Source organism: Xanthobacter autotrophicus ATCC 700552, from assembly GCF_043194565.1.
GTDB lineage: Bacteria > Pseudomonadota > Alphaproteobacteria > Rhizobiales > Xanthobacteraceae > Xanthobacter > Xanthobacter autotrophicus_F.
The window spans coordinates 17,926-37,579 of record NZ_JBAFVS010000018.1; the positions used below are offsets into that span (position 1 = coordinate 17,926).

16 protein-coding genes are annotated in these 19,654 nt (G+C 68.0%); 11 read left to right on the forward strand and 5 right to left on the reverse strand.

Going from position 1 to position 19,654, the window contains the following annotated elements:
- Nucleotides 1–51: 51 nt before the first annotated feature.
- Both V5F48_RS17560 and V5F48_RS17565 read right to left on the reverse strand, forming a co-directional pair.
- Nucleotides 52–1,023: a DMT family transporter gene (locus V5F48_RS17560; RefSeq protein ID WP_394259758.1), complete on the reverse strand. Its 972-nt coding sequence runs from the start codon at nucleotides 1,021–1,023 to the stop codon at nucleotides 52–54.
- 126 nt (nucleotides 1,024–1,149) lie between these two features.
- On the reverse strand, nucleotides 1,150–1,863 hold the full coding sequence (locus V5F48_RS17565) for a hypothetical protein (RefSeq protein WP_394259759.1): 714 nt from the start codon (nucleotides 1,861–1,863) through the stop codon (nucleotides 1,150–1,152).
- Nucleotides 1,864–2,593: 730 nt separating this feature from the next.
- Here V5F48_RS17565 and V5F48_RS17570 point away from each other — a divergent pair.
- The gene (locus tag V5F48_RS17570) at nucleotides 2,594–4,072 is read left to right on the forward strand and encodes an undecaprenyl-phosphate glucose phosphotransferase (RefSeq protein ID WP_394259760.1); all 1,479 of its coding nucleotides are present in this window, start codon (nucleotides 2,594–2,596) and stop codon (nucleotides 4,070–4,072) included.
- A 295-nt stretch (nucleotides 4,073–4,367) separates the two neighbouring features.
- On the opposite strand, the gene V5F48_RS17575 is transcribed toward V5F48_RS17570, so the two are convergent.
- A complete protein-coding gene (locus tag V5F48_RS17575) occupies nucleotides 4,368–5,120 on the reverse strand; it encodes a competence/damage-inducible protein A (protein ID WP_394259761.1) in 753 nt (250 codons plus the stop codon).
- 168 nt (nucleotides 5,121–5,288) lie between these two features.
- Here V5F48_RS17575 and V5F48_RS17580 point away from each other — a divergent pair, with 168 nt between their 5' ends.
- The 8 genes from V5F48_RS17580 to V5F48_RS17615 all read left to right on the forward strand — a co-directional run bounded on the left by V5F48_RS17580 (nucleotide 5,289) and on the right by V5F48_RS17615 (nucleotide 13,675).
- Nucleotides 5,289–6,704, forward strand: a complete 1,416-nt coding sequence (locus V5F48_RS17580; protein WP_394259762.1) for a circularly permuted type 2 ATP-grasp protein — start codon at nucleotides 5,289–5,291, stop codon at nucleotides 6,702–6,704.
- A 96-nt stretch (nucleotides 6,705–6,800) separates the two neighbouring features.
- Entirely contained in the window at nucleotides 6,801–7,751 is a 951-nt protein-coding gene (locus V5F48_RS17585) for an alpha-E domain-containing protein (protein WP_394108161.1), read from the forward strand.
- A gap of 136 nt (nucleotides 7,752–7,887) precedes the next feature.
- Entirely contained in the window at nucleotides 7,888–8,811 is a 924-nt protein-coding gene (locus V5F48_RS17590; protein ID WP_394259763.1) for a transglutaminase N-terminal domain-containing protein, read from the forward strand.
- Nucleotides 8,812–9,015: 204 nt separating this feature from the next.
- Nucleotides 9,016–9,894 carry a phosphate ABC transporter ATP-binding protein PstB gene (pstB, locus tag V5F48_RS17595; RefSeq protein WP_394259764.1) on the forward strand — a complete coding sequence of 293 codons (879 nt, stop codon included), beginning with the start codon at nucleotides 9,016–9,018 and terminating at the stop codon, nucleotides 9,892–9,894.
- 87 nt (nucleotides 9,895–9,981) lie between these two features.
- Nucleotides 9,982–10,416: an HIT domain-containing protein gene (locus V5F48_RS17600; RefSeq protein WP_394259765.1), complete on the forward strand. Its 435-nt coding sequence runs from the start codon at nucleotides 9,982–9,984 to the stop codon at nucleotides 10,414–10,416.
- Between the two features lie 9 nt (nucleotides 10,417–10,425).
- Nucleotides 10,426–11,445, forward strand: a complete 1,020-nt coding sequence (locus V5F48_RS17605; protein ID WP_394259766.1) for a beta-ribofuranosylaminobenzene 5'-phosphate synthase family protein — start codon at nucleotides 10,426–10,428, stop codon at nucleotides 11,443–11,445.
- A gap of 228 nt (nucleotides 11,446–11,673) precedes the next feature.
- Nucleotides 11,674–12,810, forward strand: coding sequence for an ATP-grasp domain-containing protein (locus tag V5F48_RS17610; protein ID WP_394108156.1), 1,137 nt, complete (start codon nucleotides 11,674–11,676; stop codon nucleotides 12,808–12,810).
- Nucleotides 12,811–12,844: 34 nt separating this feature from the next.
- Nucleotides 12,845–13,675, forward strand: coding sequence for a triphosphoribosyl-dephospho-CoA synthase (locus tag V5F48_RS17615; protein ID WP_394259767.1), 831 nt, complete (start codon nucleotides 12,845–12,847; stop codon nucleotides 13,673–13,675).
- A gap of 60 nt (nucleotides 13,676–13,735) precedes the next feature.
- On the opposite strand, the gene V5F48_RS17620 is transcribed toward V5F48_RS17615, so the two are convergent.
- Together V5F48_RS17620 and V5F48_RS17625 are read right to left on the reverse strand one after the other, a co-directional pair.
- Nucleotides 13,736–17,194: an autotransporter domain-containing protein gene (locus V5F48_RS17620; protein WP_394259768.1), complete on the reverse strand. Its 3,459-nt coding sequence runs from the start codon at nucleotides 17,192–17,194 to the stop codon at nucleotides 13,736–13,738.
- 189 nt (nucleotides 17,195–17,383) lie between these two features.
- On the reverse strand, nucleotides 17,384–18,091 hold the full coding sequence (locus V5F48_RS17625) for a HisA/HisF-related TIM barrel protein (RefSeq protein ID WP_394259769.1): 708 nt from the start codon (nucleotides 18,089–18,091) through the stop codon (nucleotides 17,384–17,386).
- A 37-nt stretch (nucleotides 18,092–18,128) separates the two neighbouring features.
- On the opposite strand from V5F48_RS17625, the gene V5F48_RS17630 reads away from it, so the two are divergent.
- Nucleotides 18,129–19,094, forward strand: coding sequence for an ATP-grasp domain-containing protein (locus tag V5F48_RS17630; protein ID WP_394259770.1), 966 nt, complete (start codon nucleotides 18,129–18,131; stop codon nucleotides 19,092–19,094).
- A gap of 70 nt (nucleotides 19,095–19,164) precedes the next feature.
- Nucleotides 19,165–19,602: a dihydroneopterin aldolase gene (gene folB / locus V5F48_RS17635; RefSeq protein WP_394259771.1), complete on the forward strand. Its 438-nt coding sequence runs from the start codon at nucleotides 19,165–19,167 to the stop codon at nucleotides 19,600–19,602.
- The last annotated feature ends 52 nt before the right edge of the window (nucleotides 19,603–19,654 follow it).

A 19,654-nucleotide genomic window follows, 5' to 3' on the forward strand; every position in this document is an offset into this window, starting at 1 on the left:
CATGCGGCCAAACTAAGCAGCCAATCTACGCCGCCAAACTAGGCCGCCAAACTACGCGGCATCGTCCCGTGCGCCCGGCGCCTGCGCGGGCGTTTCATCGGGGGCGGGCGTGACGGCCGGCTCCGGCCGGGATTGCGGGAGGCGGGGCGCCGGCCTGCGCTCGCGCCAGATCAGCGCCAGCCCCGCCGCCACCACCACCAGGGCGCCCGCGACGACCAGGGGCGCCGGCCATTCCCCGAACAGCACGATGCCGAACACCGTCGCCCAGAGCAGCAAGGCATAGTTGAACGGCGCCACCACCGATGCCGGGGCATGGCGGATGGCCGATGTCACGCAGATCTGCCCGACGCCGCCCGCCAGCCCCATGCCGGCCAGGATGAGCGCCACGCGGCCGTCCGGCATCACCCAGCCGAGCGGCAGGGTGGCGAGGCCGGCCACGGAGGCCACCAGCGAGAAATAGAAGACAATGGCCTCGCTGGTCTCGGTCCGGGTGAGATGGCGCACCTGGGTGATGGCGAAGCCCGCCCCCACCGCGCCGGCCAGCGCCAGGCCCGCCCCGATCAGCGGCCCCGGCCCCGAGCCCACCGAGGCATGGGAAAAGGACGGCCACAGCATGAGCACGATGCCACCCATGCCCACGCAGAGGACCAGCCAGCGATAGGCCGGCACCCGCTCACCCAGCAGCACCGCCGCCAGCACCACCGCCACCAGGGGCGTCGCATAGGAAAAGGCGACCGCCTCCGCCAGCGGGATGAAGGCCAGTGCGGCAAAGCTCAGCCACATGGCGCTCACGCCCACCAGGCCCCGCACCACATGGCCGAGCGGCTGGCGGGTGACGAGGGCGCCGGTCATCCGCCCGCTCCAGGCGAGCCAGAACACCACGGGCACCAGCCCGACGAAGCTGCGGGCGAAGACGATCTCGCCGCTGGGCACCTCGTCGGCCACCATCCGCACCAGCGCGGACATGATTGCGAAGAAGAAGGTGGCAGCGAGTTGCAGGCCGATTCCGGCCGGGACATTCATGGGGGGCAGATCCGAGCGAGACAGCTTCACCCCTATAGCGCGTGCCGCACGCGCGCGGCATGCGCCTGCCGCAGGGCTTCGACTTTAGTCCCGCGCGGACTGCCGTCCGCGGCGCGCCTGCGAAACTCAAAGCTCCGGGTTGGCGCGGCGGAGCTGGCCATAGGCAACGGACAGGAAGGCGCAGGTGAGCACGACCTGCGCCGGCAGCAGCACCATGGTCACCACGTTGATCAGCGTATCGGGCAGAATCGCCTGAACGATCAGCTCAATGATCATGACCGGCGTGCAGACCAGAAACGGGCCGAGGACAAGCCCGACTGTGTTGCCCTTGCCAAGCTGCCAGGCCTGCGACCAGGAGATGGGATCGCCCAGGACCCGCGACGGCAGACGCAGCGCCGGCCGGGATGCGACCACGACAACGATGACGATGAGCATGAAGGCCAGCACCAGGGGCATTATGCCGCCCTGCGACGCCGGCCCGGTCAGCAACACGATGGCGAGGAATGGCACCAGCGCGCTCAGGCCGGCCACAAGGCCGATGAGGATGGTGTCGATGAGATAGCCGATTACCCGGCCCGGCCCCTGCCCCAGGGTCTGGGCATCGAGGGCCGAGGGGCCGCGCAAAACCTCCGCATGGGTGAGCAGGGCGAGCGGGATGCTGGCCAGCCAGTAGATCAGCGCCAGGAGCCCGCCCGCGCCGGCCGAGACCAGCAGTCCCACCACCACGCCGGCGGCGGCATAGGCAGCAACGGTCTTCTGATGCCGCAGCACCACCGCGACGGCCCACTGGAACGACCACTTGAGCGAGTCCAGGAGCGGGATCTTGTAGCCTGAATCCATAAGACGCCACCGGTGCTGCACAGGGATCGCGCCAGGGCCAGCTTGCGGTGCGGCCTGATCGGCCCGTACCTAGACGTCTCCTGCCCCTGTTGTCGATAGGGGTCCGGTCAGGCCCCCGCCGGGCACGGCATTTCTGTTCGGCCCCCTCCAGCCCGAACGGCGGACCCAATCGCCGTTCTGTCACATGGAAAGCCATGGCAATGGGTACCATCACCGGATAACGACTCGCGCCGGCCATGCGCGAAATGCTGGGTCTTCATACGTTTTGCCGCCTACCTTCCCATACCGCAGCACGATTAAAGCGCGATTGGGGCTCCATAATACCTCTTTCAGCAAATTCTTTGGGGTTTTGCTGCCGAATTGCGGTGCTGCGATATGCGGCAGGCAACCTTTATCGCAATGCAGCATAGCCCAACCCATGGGCACCTCCCCTTGATACCTCGAAATGAGTAAGGATAGGTGCGGCGCAATTTGCAAAACTCGGACAATGACTTTGAAGGCTCATCAAATTGTTCTTTGCCTACTCTTCGCCAATCCCAACATACCGGCCAGAGCTGCGACGTTATGTTCGGATATAACGCGTTCAATTATAGGATATTGACGAAATTATTACATGCGAAGTCGGTATGTATGCATTTTTATACTAGCTTGCATCGCAGCATTTGGGATGCTATTGTGACCATATCATTTGCTGTTCGGCACGACTCTAATCCGAGGGAACAAAGGCCAAATGTCGATGTCCACGGAAAATATGCGGGTTGAGCGCGTCGGCGAAGGTCAGGGGCGGATCCAGCGGTCCGGCATCGATTACGCCTCCATGCCGCCCCTCTTCATCTTGTGCGATGCGGTGCTCATGCTGGGCTTGAGCATGCTGGTGGACATCATCTCCACGAGCCGTGCCGCGACGGACGCCCTGTCGACCTTCGATTTCACGCGGCCGCTGGGGATCGGCATCCTCGCTGCGGTGACCTTCGTGCTCATCACCACGTCGCGGGGGCTCTACAAGCCCTGGCAGATGGCGCGGGCGACGGAGCAGGTCCGGGCCGCGTTCGTGAACTGGACCTTCACCATCCTCTTCGTGGCCACGGTGATCTTCTGCCTCAAGGTGGGCGATGACACCTCGCGCCTTTCCACCGGCCTCTTCGCGATGCTCGGCTTCGTCGCGGTGCCAGCGTCCCATTGGGCCATGGGCGTGTGGGTGCGCCGCACGGTCGAGACCGGCGCCGTGCGCGGTCGGCCCTCCATCCTCATTGGCGATGTGTCCCAGCTCGACCGGGTTGTCCCGACGCAAATCCTGGAGCGCCTCGGCCTGCGGGAAACGCGCCGCTTCAGCTTTGCCGGCGTCCCGGCCGGTGCGGCGACCGGCGCGCTGAGCACGGAAGAGCTCGACACGCTGAAGAGCGCCATCCAGTTCGCCCGCCAGCAGCGGATCGAAGAAATCGTCATTGCCATGCCCTGGAGCAACCTGGAGCGCCTCGACGCGGTCCGGGCCCGGCTGCGGGCGCTGCCGGTGCCGGTGAAGCTCCTGCCCGACGAGGCGGTCCACGAACTGCTCGACGCGCCGCGGGTGGATTTCGGCTCATCGGTGGCCATCGAGGTGCAGCGCGCGCCCCTCTCGCGCGTGGAACTGGCGCAGAAGCGGGTGCTCGACATCGCGGTCTCCGGCGTCGCGCTCACGCTGCTCCTGCCGCTCTTCGCCATCATCGCCATCTGCATCAAGTCGGACAGCAAGGGGCCGGTGATCTTCCGCCAGCGCCGCAACGGCTTCGGCGGACGCGAGTTCACCATCTACAAGTTCCGCTCCATGTCGGTGATGGAGGACGGCACGAAGGTGACGCAGGCCCAGCGCAACGACAAGCGCGTGACCCGGGTCGGCCGCTTCCTGCGCGCCACCAGCCTCGACGAGCTGCCGCAGGTGCTGAACGTGCTGTTCGGGCACATGTCCATCGTCGGCCCGCGCCCCCACGCCATGGCCCACGACGACGAATATTCCAAGCTGATCGCCGGCTACGCCTTCCGCCACCACGTGAAGCCCGGCATCACCGGCTGGGCCCAGGCCAACGGCCTGCGCGGCGAGACCTCCGAGATCTCGCTCATGGAACGGCGGATCGAGATGGACCTCTGGTACGTCAACAACTGGTCCATCTGGCTCGACATCAAGATCATCCTGAAGACCTTCATCGAAGTCTTCCGCAACGACGCCTATTGAGCCGATCCATACTCGGACTGTGCAATGACGAATGAGCCGGGGGGCCTCCCCCGGCTCTTCTGATTCCGGGCTTCGGCTTCAGGCGGTAAGCCTCTCTCAGAGCCCGCTTGAAAACGCGCTCAGATGGGCACTTGCAGCCCCCGCCGGCCGTTCATCACCGTCATGGCCGGGCATGACGGGAGTGATTGCTGTTTTGGCCTTTTGAATTTTCAAGCGGGCTATCTTCAAACGGCGCCCATGGTGCCCGCTGGCGATACCCCTTGCCCGGCGCCGCACCCGGAGCGAGGCCGCTCGGTCAGCCCCGCGCGACCTCGTCCACCATCCGGGCCACGGCATCCCCCGCCGCCTCGACCAGATCCGCGTCGCGGGCGCGGACCACCAGGTTGGTCTTGAAGCGCCCGTCCGCCTCGTCGCGGAAGGGATAGGAGCCGATGACCGCCGCTGGAAACCGCTCGGCGATGGCGCGCAGGGGCGCGGCGATGTCGCCTTCCTTGGCTTCAGCCAGGATGGTGCGGGACAGCATGGGCCGGCCCTTTTCCAGCTCGGGCAGCACGGCTTCCAGCATCGCCTGCATGATGCGCGGCACGCCGGCCATGACAATGACGTTGCCGATGCGGAAACCCGGGGCCTTGGACACCTCGTTCACCACCAGGCTCGCCCCCGCGGGAATGCGCGCCATGCGCAGGCGCGCCTCGTTGAGGTCCTTCTCGGCGATGTATTCCAGCAGCATGGCGCGGGCGCGGGGGTCCACGTCGATGGTGACGCCGAAGGCCCTGGCCACCGAATCGGCGGTGATATCGTCATGGGTCGGCCCGATGCCGCCGGTGGTGAAGACGTAGGTGAAGCGGCCGCGCAGCGCATTGATCGCCGCGACGATGTCCTCCTCCACGTCGGCCACGATGCGCACCTCGCGCAGGTCGATGCCCACGTCGGTCAATCGTTCGGCAATATGGCCGATGTTCTTGTCCTTGGTCCGTCCCGAGAGGACCTCGTCGCCAATGACCACCAGAGCTGCCGTGACCGATTGCGCGCCGTCTGCCTCGCCCATGTGGAACACCTCTGCCGCTGCCGGCAGCAGGGCCGGCGTATTTGCCCAAATAATAACCAGCTAAAAAGCGTAAGCGTCGCTCTTCGCGAGCCTTCCCCCTTTAGCACTTCTTTGGCACGATGTTTGTACGCTCGAAGTCAGCTTCCAGGGCGCGGAGTGACGGTTCCAATGCCGCATGCGTTTGATGAAATGTCCAGTGCCGACGGCTCGGTCAGGCCGGCCTACGAGACCCTGCAGCGCTGGCTCGCCAGCGTGCCCCAGGATGTGCTGGACCACCGTCGCAAGGAGGCGGAGTTCATCTTCCGCCGAATCGGCATCACCTTCGCCGTCTACGGCGAGCAGAATTCCCAGGAGCGCCTGATCCCGTTCGACATGGTCCCGCGCATCATCACCAAGGATGAATGGGGCACCCTGGCCAAGGGCCTGGAACAGCGCGTCAAGGCGCTGAACATGTACATTGCCGACGTCTATGCCAAGCGGGAGGTGCTCAAGGCCGGGGTGGTGCCGGAGAACCTGGTCTACCAGAATCCGGCGTTTCGCCCGGAAATGAACGGCCAGCGCGTGCCGCACGACCTCTATGTGCATATCGCCGGCATCGACATCGTGCGCACCGACCCCGACACCTTCTACGTGCTCGAGGACAATGCCCGCACCCCCTCCGGCGTGTCCTACATGCTGGAGAACCGGGAGATCATGCTCCGCCTGTTCCCCGAGCTGTTCTCCATGCACAAGGTGGCGCCGGTCGACAAATATGGCGACGACCTGCTGGCCACCCTCCGCTCGCTAGCGCCCCACGGCGGGCATGAGCCGAACGTGGCCATCCTCACCCCCGGCATCTACAATTCGGCCTATTACGAGCACTCGTTCCTGGCCGACAAGCTGGGCGTGGACCTGGTGGAAGGGCGCGACCTGTTCGTGAAGGACGCGGTGGTCTACATGCGCACCACCGAGGGGCCCAAGCGCGTGGACGTGATCTACCGCCGCCTCGACGACGATTTCCTCGACCCCCTGGTATTCCGGCGCGACAGCCAGCTCGGTGTGCCCGGCCTGATGAGCGCCTATCACGCCGGCAACGTCACCCTCACCAATGCGGTGGGAACCGGCGTCGCCGACGACAAGGCGGTCTATTCCTACATGCCGGACATCATCCGCTTCTATCTCGGCGAGGAACCGCTCCTGCCGAACGTGCCCACCTGGCGCTGCCGCGAGCCCGATCACCTCAAGTACGTGCTGGAGCACCTGCCCGAGCTGGTGGTGAAGGAAGTGCACGGTTCCGGCGGCTACGGCATGCTGGTGGGCCCGGCCTCCGACAAGGCGCAGATCGAGAAGTTCCGCGCCAAGCTGGTGGCGGATCCGGCCAACTTCATCGCCCAGCCGACGCTTGCCCTCTCCACCTGCCCCACCATGGTGGAAAAGGGCGTCGCCCCCCGCCACGTGGACCTGCGGCCCTTCATCCTCTCCGGCTCGGACAAGGTGCGCATCGTGCCCGGCGGCCTCACCCGCGTCGCCATGAAGGAGGGTTCGCTGGTGGTGAATTCCAGCCAGGGCGGCGGAACCAAGGACACCTGGGTTCTCGACGCCTGAGCACTTCAAGGCCGCGGCACGCCGCGGCCTTCGCCTTCCGGACGCCTGAGCGCGGGTCCCCGCGCCTCGATTTGCCTCCTTCCCAACGGGCTCCCCATGCTTTCGCGCACCGCCGACAACCTCTACTGGCTGACCCGCTACGTGGAACGCGCCGATTGCCTCGCGCGCATCCTCGACGTCTCCCAGCGCCTGTCCTACACACCCGTCACCTATGGCGGCTCCACCAACGAATGGGCCTCGGCGGTGCTCACCGCCGGCTGCGAGGACGAATTCATCGCCCGCTATGGCCCGCTGGAGGACGCCAAGGAGGAGGACGTGGTGTCCTTCCTCGCCTTCTCGCCGGAGAACTCTTCCTCCATCCGCAACTGCTTCGAGGTGGCGCGCACCAATGCGCGCTCGGTGCGCACGGCGCTGACCTCGGAAATGTGGGACGTGATCAACTCGGCCTGGATCGAGCTGCAGAGCTTCCCCAACCGGGCGCTCACCCGCGACGAGCTTTCCCGTTTCCTGGCCTTCGTGAAGGAGACGTCGCTGCGCTTCGACGGCGCCACCTTCCGCACCATGCTGCGCAACGATGCCTACTGGTTCGCGCGGTCCGGCGCCCAGCTGGAGCGCGCCGACAACACCGCGCGCATCCTCGACGTGAAATATCACGTGCTGCTGCCGGAGAAGGAGCACGTGGGCGGCCCGCTGGACTATTTCCAGTGGGCCTCCATCCTGCGTTCAGTCTCGGCGCTCACCGCCTTCCACTGGGTCTATCGCGACAGCGTGAAGCCCTGGCTGGTGGCGGACCTTTTGATCCTGAACCGGCAGATGCCGCGCTCGCTCGCCGCGTGCTACGAGCAATTGGCGCGCAACCTCGACGACATCGCCAGCGCCTACGGCCGGCAGGGTCCGTCCCAGCGCCTGGCCCGCTCCATGCAGGCGCGCCTCACCAACCGCACCATCGACGACATCTTCCAGCACGGCCTGCACGAGTTCATTTCCGAGTTCATCTCGGACAACAACAAGCTCGGCGCCGAAATCACCGAGCAATATCTCACCTGAGGCAGGATCTTACCTGAGGACGGGGCCGCCGTGTGCGACCCCCAAAAGGTTGCCGATCAAGCTGCGCCGCAGCCTGATCGGTCGATCCTGTCCCAGGAACGCTCACGCGAAGGCCTGCCTGCGTCGAGGAACGTCCATGCGCATCCGTATCCGCCACGAGATCACCCAGCGTTTCGATCCCGGCAGCCGCAACATGGCGGTCACCGTGCGCCTCACGCCCCGGTCCCATGAGGGCCAGTTCATCCTGCGCTGGACGCTGGACCTCAACTCCGACTGCCGGCTCGCCGCCCAGGAGGATGCCTTCGGCAATCTTTGCCACACCTTCTCGGTGGATGGACCCACCGACCACCTGAGCGTGGTCGCGGAGGGCGAGGTGGAAACCCAGGACACCACCGGCGTCATGCACGGCACGGTGGAGCGCTTCCCCCCCTCCCTGTTCCTGCGCCAGACCGACCTCACCGAGGCGACGCCGGCGGTGGTGGCCTTCGCCGAAAGCGTGAGGGCGACCGAGGACGACCCCCTTGGCCAGCTCCACGCCCTCATGGTGGCCCTGCACGACAAGGTGGAGGAGCAGGAGGGGCCGGCACTGGGCGGCCCCCTGAGCGCCCATGCGGCGCTGGAGGCCGGCAAGGCCTGTTCCGGCGGCATCGCCCATCTGTTCACCGCCGCCGCTCGGCATCTCGGCCTGCCGGCGCGGCACATCTCCGGCTATCTCGCCCCCGAAGACCCGGAAGACGGCGCAGAGGAGGGCAAGGGCGCGAGCAAAGGTGAAGGCCCGAGCAAAGGTGAAGGCGCGAGTAAAGGTGAAGGCGCGAGTAAAGGCGTGGGCGCGGCGCGGCATTGGGCGGAGGCCTATGCCCCCAAGTACGGCTGGATCTCCTTCGACGCGGGGCGAAACCTGTGCGGCACGGAGCATTATGTCCGCCTCGCCGTGGCCCTCGATGCCATGGGCGTCGCGCCGCTGCGCAGCACCGGCCTTGAGGTCGAGGAGCTGGTGAGCGCCCTCGACAGCCGGGCGCCACAGAAATTGGCCCAGGCGCAGAGCCAGAGTCAGAGCTGAGCAGAGCGCTTAGCCGGCAACATGGGCGCGCGCGGCAGAAAATCCGCGCTTATGTGACTTTACTGTGACTGTGTGCCCATGTGGCTCCACGCACATGTGACTTCGCATTCATATAACTCCGCCTGCATATGACTTCGCGCAACGACATCCTCGGTGCGCGCCGGTAGGGTGCGGCATGGACCGATCCTGAGGGGATGCTTCGCCATGTCGATCCACACGCCGACCGATCAGCCTGCCGCCCTTGCGCCGGGCGCCGGTGCGCCCGCCGCTGCGGAGGCCGTGCGCGCGGTTCCCCGCGCCCTGAGCGGGCGCAGTTCGGTGGTCCCGCCGCAGATCAAGCTTGAGGCCCGGCATGTGACGTTTCGCTACGGCGAAACCGTGGCGCTGAGGGATGTCAGCCTGAACCTCCAGGAGCACCGGGTGACGGCCCTCATCGGCCCGTCCGGCTGCGGCAAGTCCACGCTGCTGCGCGTGTTCAACCGGATGTACGATCTTTACCCGGACCAGAAGGTGGAGGGCGAGGTCTTCCTTGACGGGGTGAACATCCTCGACCGGTCGATGGACCCGGTGCCGCTGCGGGCGCGCATCGGCATGGTGTTCCAGAAGCCCACGCCCTTCCCCATGTCCATCTACGACAACGTGGCCATCGGCCTGCGGCTCAACGAAGAGCTGACCCCCGCCGAATTGGAGGCACGGGTGGAGGACGCCCTGCGCCAGGCCGCATTGTGGGAAGAGGTGAAGGACATTCTCCCCCAGAGCGGGCTCAGCCTCTCGGGCGGCCAGCAGCAGCGCCTGTGCATCGCCCGCACCATCGCGCCGCATCCGGAGGTGATCCTGTTCGACGAGCCCTGTTCGGCGCTCGATCCCATCACCACGGCGAAAATCGAGGAGACGATGGAGGAGCTCAAGGCGCGCTACACCATCGCCATCGTCACCCACAATCTGCAGCAGGCGGCGCGCGTGTCCGATTTCACCGGCTTCATGTATCTGGGCGAACTGGTGGAATTCCGCCCCACCGGCGACCTGTTCACCCACCCGCAGGACAAGCGCACCCAGGACTATGTGACCGGCCGCTTCGGCTAGGGGAATAAGGCCCGGCCGGCGGCACCACGCCCCCTTGACCCCCTGCCCCCGCCCTGCAATCTCCTCCCCGAGATACGGAGGAAACCCATGACCGCAACGCCGGCTTACGACCCCAGCAACATCTTCGCCAGGATCCTGCGGGGCGAGTTGCCGGCGCACACGGTCTATGAGGACGACAAGGCCCTCGCCTTCCTCGACATCATGCCCCGGTGCCCGGGCCACACCCTCGTCATTCCCAAGAGCCCGGCGCGCAATATCCTCGACATCGACCCCGAGGACCTTGCCCACGTGGCGAAGGTGGCCAAGAAGGTGGCCATTGCCGCCAAGGCCGTCTTCGCGGCGGATGGCGTCACCGTGCAGCAGTTCAACGAGGAAGCCGGCGGGCAGGTGGTGTTCCATCTCCATGTGCACATCATCCCCCGCCATGCCGGGGAAGCCATGAAGCCGCCGGCGAGCGCCATGGAGAAGCCCGATGTGCTGGCCGAGCACGCCGCGCGGTTGAAAGCCGCGTTGGCCGGCTGAGCGCGGCGCGTGGCTCTTTCCCCCCTGGACCTGGCGCACGCGGCGGGGGTCACGGTGCGCGCCCCCGCGCGGCTCCATCTCGGCTTCCTCGATCTCGGCGGCGCCGTGGGGCGGCGCTTCGGCAGCCTCGGCATGGCCATCGATCGGCCGGCGACGGAGGTCACCGTCAAGCGCGCGGATGCGGATGCCGAAAGCGGGCCGGACGCCGCCCGCGCCGCCCGCGCCCGGGATGCGGTGCGTGCAGCCCTCGGCGTCACGCAGGCCTTCACGGTGGCGGTGGATAGCGCCCTGCCCGCCCATAACGGGCTCGGCTCCGGCACCCAGCTGGCGCTGGCGGTGGGGGTGGCGGTGGCGCGCCTGTCGGGCCATCCTCTGTCGGCACGCGAGGTCGCGACCCTGCTGGGACGTGGCCGGCGCTCCGCCATCGGCATGGAGGCGTTCGAGACCGGCGGGGCCATCCTCGACGGCGGCAAGGCCATGACGACCACAACGGGCGACGGCGCGGCCGCCGCGGGGCCGGGTGCGCCCCCGCCCCTCCTCGCCCGCCTGCCCGTGCCCGAGGCCTGGCGCATCCTTCTCGTCTATGATCGGGCACGCGAAGGCCTCTCGGGCGACGCCGAGATGAAAGCCATGGCGACGCTGCCGCCGTTTCCGCCCGAACGCGCCGCCCATTTCTGCCACCTGGTGCTGCTGAAGGCCCTGCCCGCCCTCGCCGAGGGCGATGCGAAGGCGTTCGGCGCAGTCATCGGCGAATGGCAGCGGGGGCTGGGTGATCATTATGCCGCGGCCCAAGGCGGCGCCCGATTCCTCAGCGCCGACGTGGCCGCCGCCATCGCGGTCCTGGAGGGGGACGGCGTGCCGGGCGTCGGCCAAAGCTCCTGGGGACCCACGGGTTTTGCCATCGTCGGCGACGCCGCTGAGGCCGAGGCGCTGCTCGAGACCTTGCGCCAGCGCTTCGCATCGTCCACAAATCTCTTCTTTGATTGCGTGCGGGGTAACAATCGGGGCGCCGAATTCGTCGCTCTTTAGGAACCTCTGCTGCGGGCCAAAAACGAAAAACACAAGGAAGACGGCGCGGCGCTCCCGAGCACCCCGCCGATCGGCTTGCCCCGCAAGCGCATCGGATGGTGCATGCTCTGCCGCAACGGCAGGGACGGACCGGCCGGTTGGCTCGGGGCAGCCTGATCGGTTCCGGCTCGGGCGGGCCAAACGGACGCTCTGCGCCCGGCGGCGTCGCGGAAGAACAGGCTGGGAATTATGGATCTTGCCCTCATCGCCCTTTCCGCCCGGCCGCTGGCCGCCAGTGCCGCCCGGGCGGGCTTCGCCGCGCTGTCATTCGACCTGTTCGCCGATCTCGACACCTGCGCCCATTCGGCGCGCTGCGTACGCGTGCACAAGAAGAACGGCTGCGCCTTCGACGGCGACGACCTGGTCCAGGCGCTGCTTTCGCTGGCACCGGCGGGCCTGCCGGTGGTGCTCGGCGGCGGGCTGGAGCATGATCCCACCCTCATGGCGCGCATCGCCGAGCGCAACCCCATCCTCGGCAATGCCCCGCAGACGGTGCGCGTGCTGAAGGACCCCATCGCCCTCGCGGCGCTGTGCGCCCATCTGGGCATCCCCCATCCGCCGATCACGCTGGAGGCCCCCACCGCCGAGGGCTTCGCCGGCGCGAACGTGCTGGAAAAGAAGATCGGCGGGGCCGGCGGGGCCCACATCCATCGCCGCGCGGCCGGCGATGTCTCCCCGCCCGCCCCCGGCTACTTCCTCCAGCGGGAGGTCGAGGGCCAGTCCCTCTCGGTGCTGCTGCTGGCCAACGGCAGTTCGGCGCGCCTCATCGGCGCCTCCCGCCAGTGGCGGGCAGAGGATCCCGAGCACCCGTTCCGCTACGGCGGTGCCGCCGGCCCCATCGTGCTGCCGGAGGCGTTCGCCGCACAGATGCAGCAGGGCGCGCTCAACGTGGCACTGGCCTGCGGGCTGGTGGGCCTCATCTCGGTGGACTTCATGGTGTCCGCAGATGGCTGGTTCCTGGTGGAGGTGAACCCGCGGCTTGGCGCCACCCTCGACATCTTCGACGTGGATCCGCTGCCGCCCCTGATGGGCCTGCATCTGGCGGCCTGCGGCGGCCGGCTGCCGGACGTCCTGCCCGTGCCGTCGGAAGCCCATGCCGCCGGCGTCATCTATGCCGACCGGGACATGGTGGTGCCGCAGGAAGCCTGGCCCGAGCATGTGGCCGATCGCCCGCCCGCGGGTGCCGCCGTGGCCAAGGGCTCGCCCCTGTGCACGGTGCGCGCCACCGGCCCCTCGGTGGAGATCGCCGAGGCGCGCCTTGCGGAATTCACCCGAGCCCTCAAGCGCGAACTCGGGCTTGAGCCCGAACCCACCCTGGCGCCGTGAGGGTTCGGCGCCCGCCGCAAACGGCCTGAGCCCCATGTCGCCGACCGGAATCGCCCGCGCCTTCGAGGCCGCCTGCCGCGCCGAGCTTTCGGCGCTGAAGCCGGGCAACGTGCACATCTTCGCCGCCGGCCACGGCATGGAGGTGGCCCAGTTCGAGCGCGCTGCCGCCGCCGCCGCGCCGGCGGTCGCCCGTGTGGACCTAAACGTGGGTGCGCGCATCGAGGCGGCGGTTGCGGCTTCGCTCGCGACGGCGGGCTGCAACACCAATCTCGGCATCATCCTGCTCTGCGTGCCGCTGGCCGTTGCGGCGGAGCAGGGTCCCGGCGATCTTCAGGCCCGGCTGCGCGCCGTGCTGGACAGCCTCGACGTGGCGGATGCGCAGGCGGCCTTCCGGGCCATCGTCGCCGCCAATCCGGGCGGGCTGGGCGCCGTGCCGGATGCGGATGTGCGGGCGTCACCGACCATCACGCTCAAGGCTGCCATGGCCATGGCAGCCGGGCGCGACAGCATTTCCCGGCAATATGTGACGGGCTTCGAGGACATCTTCAGCCTGGGCGTGCCGGCGCTCGGCGACCGCCCGCTGGCGCGCGAGCGGGTGGAGGCGGCCTATCTCGCCTTCCTCGCCACCTTTCCCGACAGCCACCTCGCCCGCAAGTTCGGCATCGCCACGGCACAGGCCGTGCGGGCGGAAGCGGAGGCGGTGCGGGCGGAGGTGGAGGGCGTCGAGGGCCAGAGACGGCACGACCTGCTGCTCGCCTTCGATGGCCGGCTCAAGGCGCGCGGGCTCAATCCCGGCACCACCGCCGACCTGGCGGTGGCGAGCATCTTCGCGTCATTGCTCCAGGAAGCACCGGCGGCGGGCTGAGCGCCGCCCCGGAATGCGACGAACCACGGCGCCTCAGGATGAGCGCGCCGTGGCGTCCGCTCAGAACTTCACCGCGAGTGCGGCCTTGCCGGCATTGTAGCTGGCGCCGTCGCCGGCCATGCCGTCATAGGCGAGGGTCAGCGTGACGCCGGTAGCGAAGGCGAGATCGATGCCGAGGCTCGCCACCAGGCTGTCTTCGGCGATGGGCAGGCCCTCCACGCCGAACACGGTGCCGGTGTTCACGAAGGCCACAGCGGCCTCGGGCACCACGTCGCCGAACGCATGCCGCCAGCCGGCGGAGGCGTGGGGCGTCACGGCGATGCCGTTGCCCGCGGCGAAAGTGCTGGCAAGGCGCAGGCCCAGCGTGGTGTAGGCGGTGTCGAAGGACGTGCCCTGGGAGGAAAGGCCCGCCACGGGGGCATTGGTCTCGGCGAAGCTGCCGAGGTCCACGCTGGTCCAGCCAAGGCCGGCGAACGGCTCGAATGCCACGGCGCCGAGCGTGACCGTGTAGCCCGCTTCCGCGAACAGGTTGCCGGCGGTGCCGTCATAGCTCGCCCTGGGCGCCTCGCCGGTGAGGGCGACGAAGCGGCTGGTGTCGATGCTGCTCCAGCCGTAGGACGCCCCGGCGCGCAGCTTGATGGCGTCGAAGCGCGCCCCGCCATAGGCGGCGATGCGCCAGGTTTCGGTATCCGCCGAGGAGAAGTCCGTGCTGCTGGAGGCAGAGGAATAGCCGGCGGCGAGGCCGAACACCGTGTTGGCGAGGCTCACATCGCCGCCGAGAAGCACGCCGCCCACATTGGTGTCGGCGGCGGCGGCATTGCCGTTCGAATCGGTGGAGAGCCATTGGCCGTAGCCCTGCGCCCATCCGGTCCACACCGGCGCGTCGGCGGGCGCCTTGATGGCCTTGAAGGCATTGGCGGCGGGGGACGACGGCTCGGCATAGGCCCGTGCCGGCCCGCCGGCCCCGAGCGCCGCGGCGCTCCCCTTGGCGCCGGCATAGTCCGCCTGCCGCAGCCGGCCGAGGATGAGGTCGTTGACCAGCATGTTCTCGGTGGCGATCTGCCCCGGCAGGGTGGCGTGGATATCGCCGGAAAGCTGGGCCAAAGCGAGGGTGGGATTGTCGCCGGCAACCTGGCTGACGAAGTCGCCATAGAGGGCGGAGGAGCGCGCCTTGTCGCTGCCGCCGATCTGCTCCAGAGCGCCCGCCACCGAGAGCTGGTTGCGGGTCTGCGCAAAGCTGGCGAAGGCCACGCCGGTGCGCTCCAGGGCGAGCGTGACGCGGGTGGCGCCGTAGCTCAGCTCCGGGGTGACGAAGAGATAATCGATGGGGTTCGCCACGGTGAGCCCGGCGAAGGTGCCGGAAACCTCGGTGTCGGACGACAGGATCGTGTAGATGCGGCTCCAGGCGAGGGCGCCGTACATCTCCACCTGCGCGCCGTCGGCGATGGTGGCCGTGCCGCCCACGGTGATCAGGTCGGTCTTGCCGTTCTGCGCCACGTCCACGAGGTAGGTGCCGGCGAGCGTGGCGTCGCCGACCACGGCGAGGGTGCCATAAGGCGCGCTCTGCGTGCCGGGGGAGAGGAAGACCGTGCCGGAGGCGGCCAGGCTGCCGAGGGTGCCGTTGCCGGTGAGCACGCCGGCATGGGTGTTATTGCCCGACAGGATCAGGTTCGCCTTGGCGAGGGATGCGCTGTCGAGGGCGAGCGCGGCCTGGTCGAACACCAGGTCCCCGGCGAAGGACGAGGTGCCGGTGAGGGTGGTGAGGGTCTGCGCCTCGGCGGTCACCTGCTCGAAATTGCGGTAGGTGGCGGCGTCGCCGAGGAGGCTGGCGTCGAACGTCACGTTGTCGCCGAGCGCACCGAGCTGGAGGGTGTCCGTGCCGCCCTCCGCGTCCACGATGCCGGTCACGCTGCTGCCGGTATGATAGACGAACAGGTCGTTGCCTTCGCCCATCTGCACCGCATAGGTGGTGCCGGTGATGCTGCCGTAATTGATGATGGTGAGGCTTTTCGAGCCATCCACGCCGGAATTCACATAGCGGATACCGTAGCCGTCGAGGCCCTGGATGGTGCCGTAATTGGTGACGGTCATGGCGGCAAAGGCGTCGCCGCTGTTGCTGTCGTCGGCGAGGATGCCGTTGTTGGCGCCGGAGATCAGGGCCGAGGTGTGGGAGGCGTCGCCGTTGACGATGGTGCCGCCGCCGATGGCAATGCCTTCGCTGGTGCTCGGCTTCTCCTCGCCCGGCTTGATGCCCTTGGAGCCGAGGCCCTTGATGGTGGCATAATTGTAGATCGTCGCGGCCTGGTCGAAGTCCACGCCGTCGCCGTCGCCGAAGCTCGCGGCGGGGTCATAGGTGCCGGTGATGGTGCCGTAATTGGTGACCGTGCCGGTGCCGTTGGAATTCACGCCCGAGCCGTTGCGGCCCTCGATGGTGCCGGTGTTGGTGACAATGAGCGTATCGCCGGCGCCGGACCCCTTGATGCCGTGATAGGCGCCGGAGACCAGACCGCCCGCATAATTGTTCACCGTGACCGTGATGGACTTGCCGATGTCGTCGCCGTCGACCTTGATCGCGGAATTGTTCTGCGTATCCGCGGTCCCGTCCGCGTAATAGGAAGAAATCGTCCCGTAATTGTTGATGGTGAGGCCGTTGGTGCCCTGGATGGCGTCGTTGTTGACAGCGGTGATCACGCCCGTGGACGCGTTGTTGATGGTGATGACCGCCTGCGTGGAATAGATGCCGCCGAGGTCGATGCCCTGGCCATCGATGGTCGACTGGATCGTGCCGCTGTTGTTGATCGTGATAACGGGCGCGGCGGTGCTGCCGGCGGTCGAGCTGATCTTGATGCCGTCGTCCGTACCCGAGATCGTGCCGCCTTCCTCGTTCGTCAGCGTGAACGACTGGAGCGTGTCGAAGTTCGCGGCCGTGTCGAACTTGATGGCGCGCTTGCCGCTCGACGTGGTCTCGATGGTGCCGGAATTGGTGATCTCGATGGTGCCGCCGCCGAGCCGGATCGCATCGGAGCCGGCAGAGGAGATGGTTCCGGAATTGTCGATGGACACGTTGGCGGTGGTCGCCGTCGCCTTGTCGAAATCGAGGGCCTGGCCGGTCTGGGAACTGATGGTGCCGGAATTGGTGATGGTCACCGTGCCGTCGGCCAGCGCGCCGTTGATGCGGAAGGCATCGTCCTTCGACGTGACGAAGCCGGTGTTGGTCAGCGTGAAGGCGCCGGTGACGTTGCTCGCCGTGTCGATGGTGCGGCCGTTCGAGGTGATGGTGCCGTCGTTGGTGATGACCACGCCGGGCGTCGCCGTTGCCGGCGCGCTCCACTGGATCGCGGATGAGGCGCCGCCTGCCAGCGTCGCGCCCTCATCGATGGTGCCCGTGTCGCTGCCGGAAACGCTCTGCTGCCCGGCGGCGGGGGGGACGGTGAAGGAGGCCGCGAGTGCGGGTGCCGCCATGCCGATCATGAACAGGGAGAGGACGAGGCGGCTCGACGAGGCGTACAGCGCGGGCATGGTGTTCCCCAAAAGGTATCAAGGGGCTGCCTAGGGGCCTTCCGTAACATCTGGATGACAGACGGAAACGGCTCGGATGCGTGCCTGCACCCACGCTGCGCCACATCTGCGCCACAGGATCGATTTCGTCGCATGGGAGACCCGGACAGCCTTGCTGCGGTCAATCGACGCCGGAGGTCTGAACCGGCTTCAGGCCCACAGGCGAGCGGTGTCCGGCGCGATGCGGCCATCGTGCAGCGCGCTTGCCACCAGAACGCCAGCGGCACTAGCCGCCGCCAGCCGCTCCAGATCCTCCGGCCCCCTGACGCCGCCGGCCGCATACAGGGCCGGATGCCGGCCGACGCCGACGGCGCGGGCGGCGGTGCGCTCCAGTGTGGAAAGGTCGGGTCCCTCCCCCGAGCCGACCCGTGCCAGCGTCATCACGATCACCCGCTCGGGCCACAGCGTCGCATCCTCATGCACCGCGACAGGTCCGCGCGGGCCTGCGGCATCGTGGTCGAGGGAGAGGATCGCGCCTTCAGCGGCGAGCACCTCGCGCGCCGCTGCGACATCGGGAAGCGTTTCGGTGCCGATGACGCTGGTTCCACGCCCCCGCGCAGCGCGCCCTCGCACCTGATCGGGATGCGCCTCGCCGGCATCGACCCACAGGTCGAGAGCGGGAAACGCCGCCCTCAGCGCGTCAATGACTTCACCATGCCCGCCCGTGCCTGCGATGGCATCCAGGTCCGCCACATAAAGCGTTCGGAACGGCGCCAGCGCGAGGAGGCCGGCCACCACGTCTTCCGCCGCGCTGGTCGCGGCAAGCGGGGTGTGGATGGGACGATATGCATCGCGCTCGCCGCGCAGGGCGTGAACGACACACCCTCCCTTCAGGTCAACGACAGGGATAAGCTGCATTCTAGAATGATCCCGTTTGCCCCCCGAAAGGTGCCCTATGCGCGTCTTCATCTGCGAGTACGTGACATCCGGAGGATTGCGCGACAAGCCCTTGCCCGAAGCCGCCCTTGCGGAAGCCCGCCTGGTTCGCGACGCCCTGGTCATGGACCTTGAGGACCTGCCGGGAATCAGTGCTGTCCTGGCCTATGACGACCGCCTGCCACGGCCCAAGCACGACGCCGTGCCGGTCCGGAAGGGCGAGGACCCCTGGATCACCTGGTCCGGCCTTGCGCAGGAATGCGACGTGGTGTGGCCCATCGCGCCCGAGGCCGGCGGCCAACATAGCCGCATGGTGCGCCTGATGCGGGAGGCGAACGCCCGAATCATCGCCTCCGCCTCCGATACGGTCACCCTGCTCAACAGCCGCCTGAAGACCGCCAAGCGCCTCGCCGAGCATGGCATTCCCCATGTGCCGACCTATCCCATCGATGCCCTGCCGCGCGGCCTCGATGGCGATCTGGTGACCCGGCCCGACGACGGTTCCGGTTGGGCCAGCGCCCGCGCCTGGCCCAACCGCGCCGCCCTGCCGCGTGGCGCCGGCCTGGTGGTGCAGCCCTATGTGCACGGCACCTTCGCCAGCCTCGGCGTGCTGGCCCGCGAGGACAGCGTGACCCTGCTCGCCGTCCACCGGCTGCATATTTCCCATCTCGTGGGCGTGTTCGGCTTCGAGGGGGTGACGGTGGGCGCGATCGCGGATGAGGATGGCAGTCTTGCCGCCCTGGCGCGCGACGTGGTGGCGGCTTTCCCGGGCCTGTCCGGGCTGCTGGGCATCGACGTGATCCTGACGCCGCAAGGCCCCTTGGTCACAGAAGTCCACCCCCGCGTCACCCCGGCCTATGCGGGCCTGCATGCCTCGCTCGGCGTCAATCCGCTCGCTTTCGTGCCGGAGCTGATCCGCGAGGGCAAGCCGCCGGCCGTGCCCCACCTGCCGCGCCCGACCCCCGTCGAGGTGAAGCTCCGTTGAAAGGCGCGGGCGAAACCAATAGGAAGGCACATCGTTCAAGGCTGGCGGCCCGCCGGCGCGTGAGACCCATATGACGTCCGAAGACACCCCCTCCCTCGCCGAGGCGCAGGCCGACACCGAAGCCGGCGCGCGCACCCGTCCGCACAACACGGACCGGCTGTTCCTGCGCGCCCTGCCCTTCTATGCCCGGCACGGCGTCTTCGAGGCCGAGCGCGAACTCGGCCAGCGCTTCGTGGTGGACGTGGACTGCTGGCTCGACACGCGCCCCGCCGCCTGGGCCGACGATGCCGCGCTCACCGTCTCCTACCAGCAGGTCTACGAGCAGGTGACGGCGGTGGTGACCGACGATCCCGTGCACCTCATCGAGACCCTGGCCGAGCGCATCGCCACGCGCCTGCTCGACCATTTCGAGACCGTGGAGCAGGTGCGGGTGGTGGTGCACAAGCCCGGCGCGCCGGTGACCGGCGTGTTCGGCGACGTGGGCATCGAGATCATCCGCGGCCGCTAGATGCGGTTTGCCTCTTGAGGGGCGGAACGACGCGCCCCGCTTTCGCGCTCCG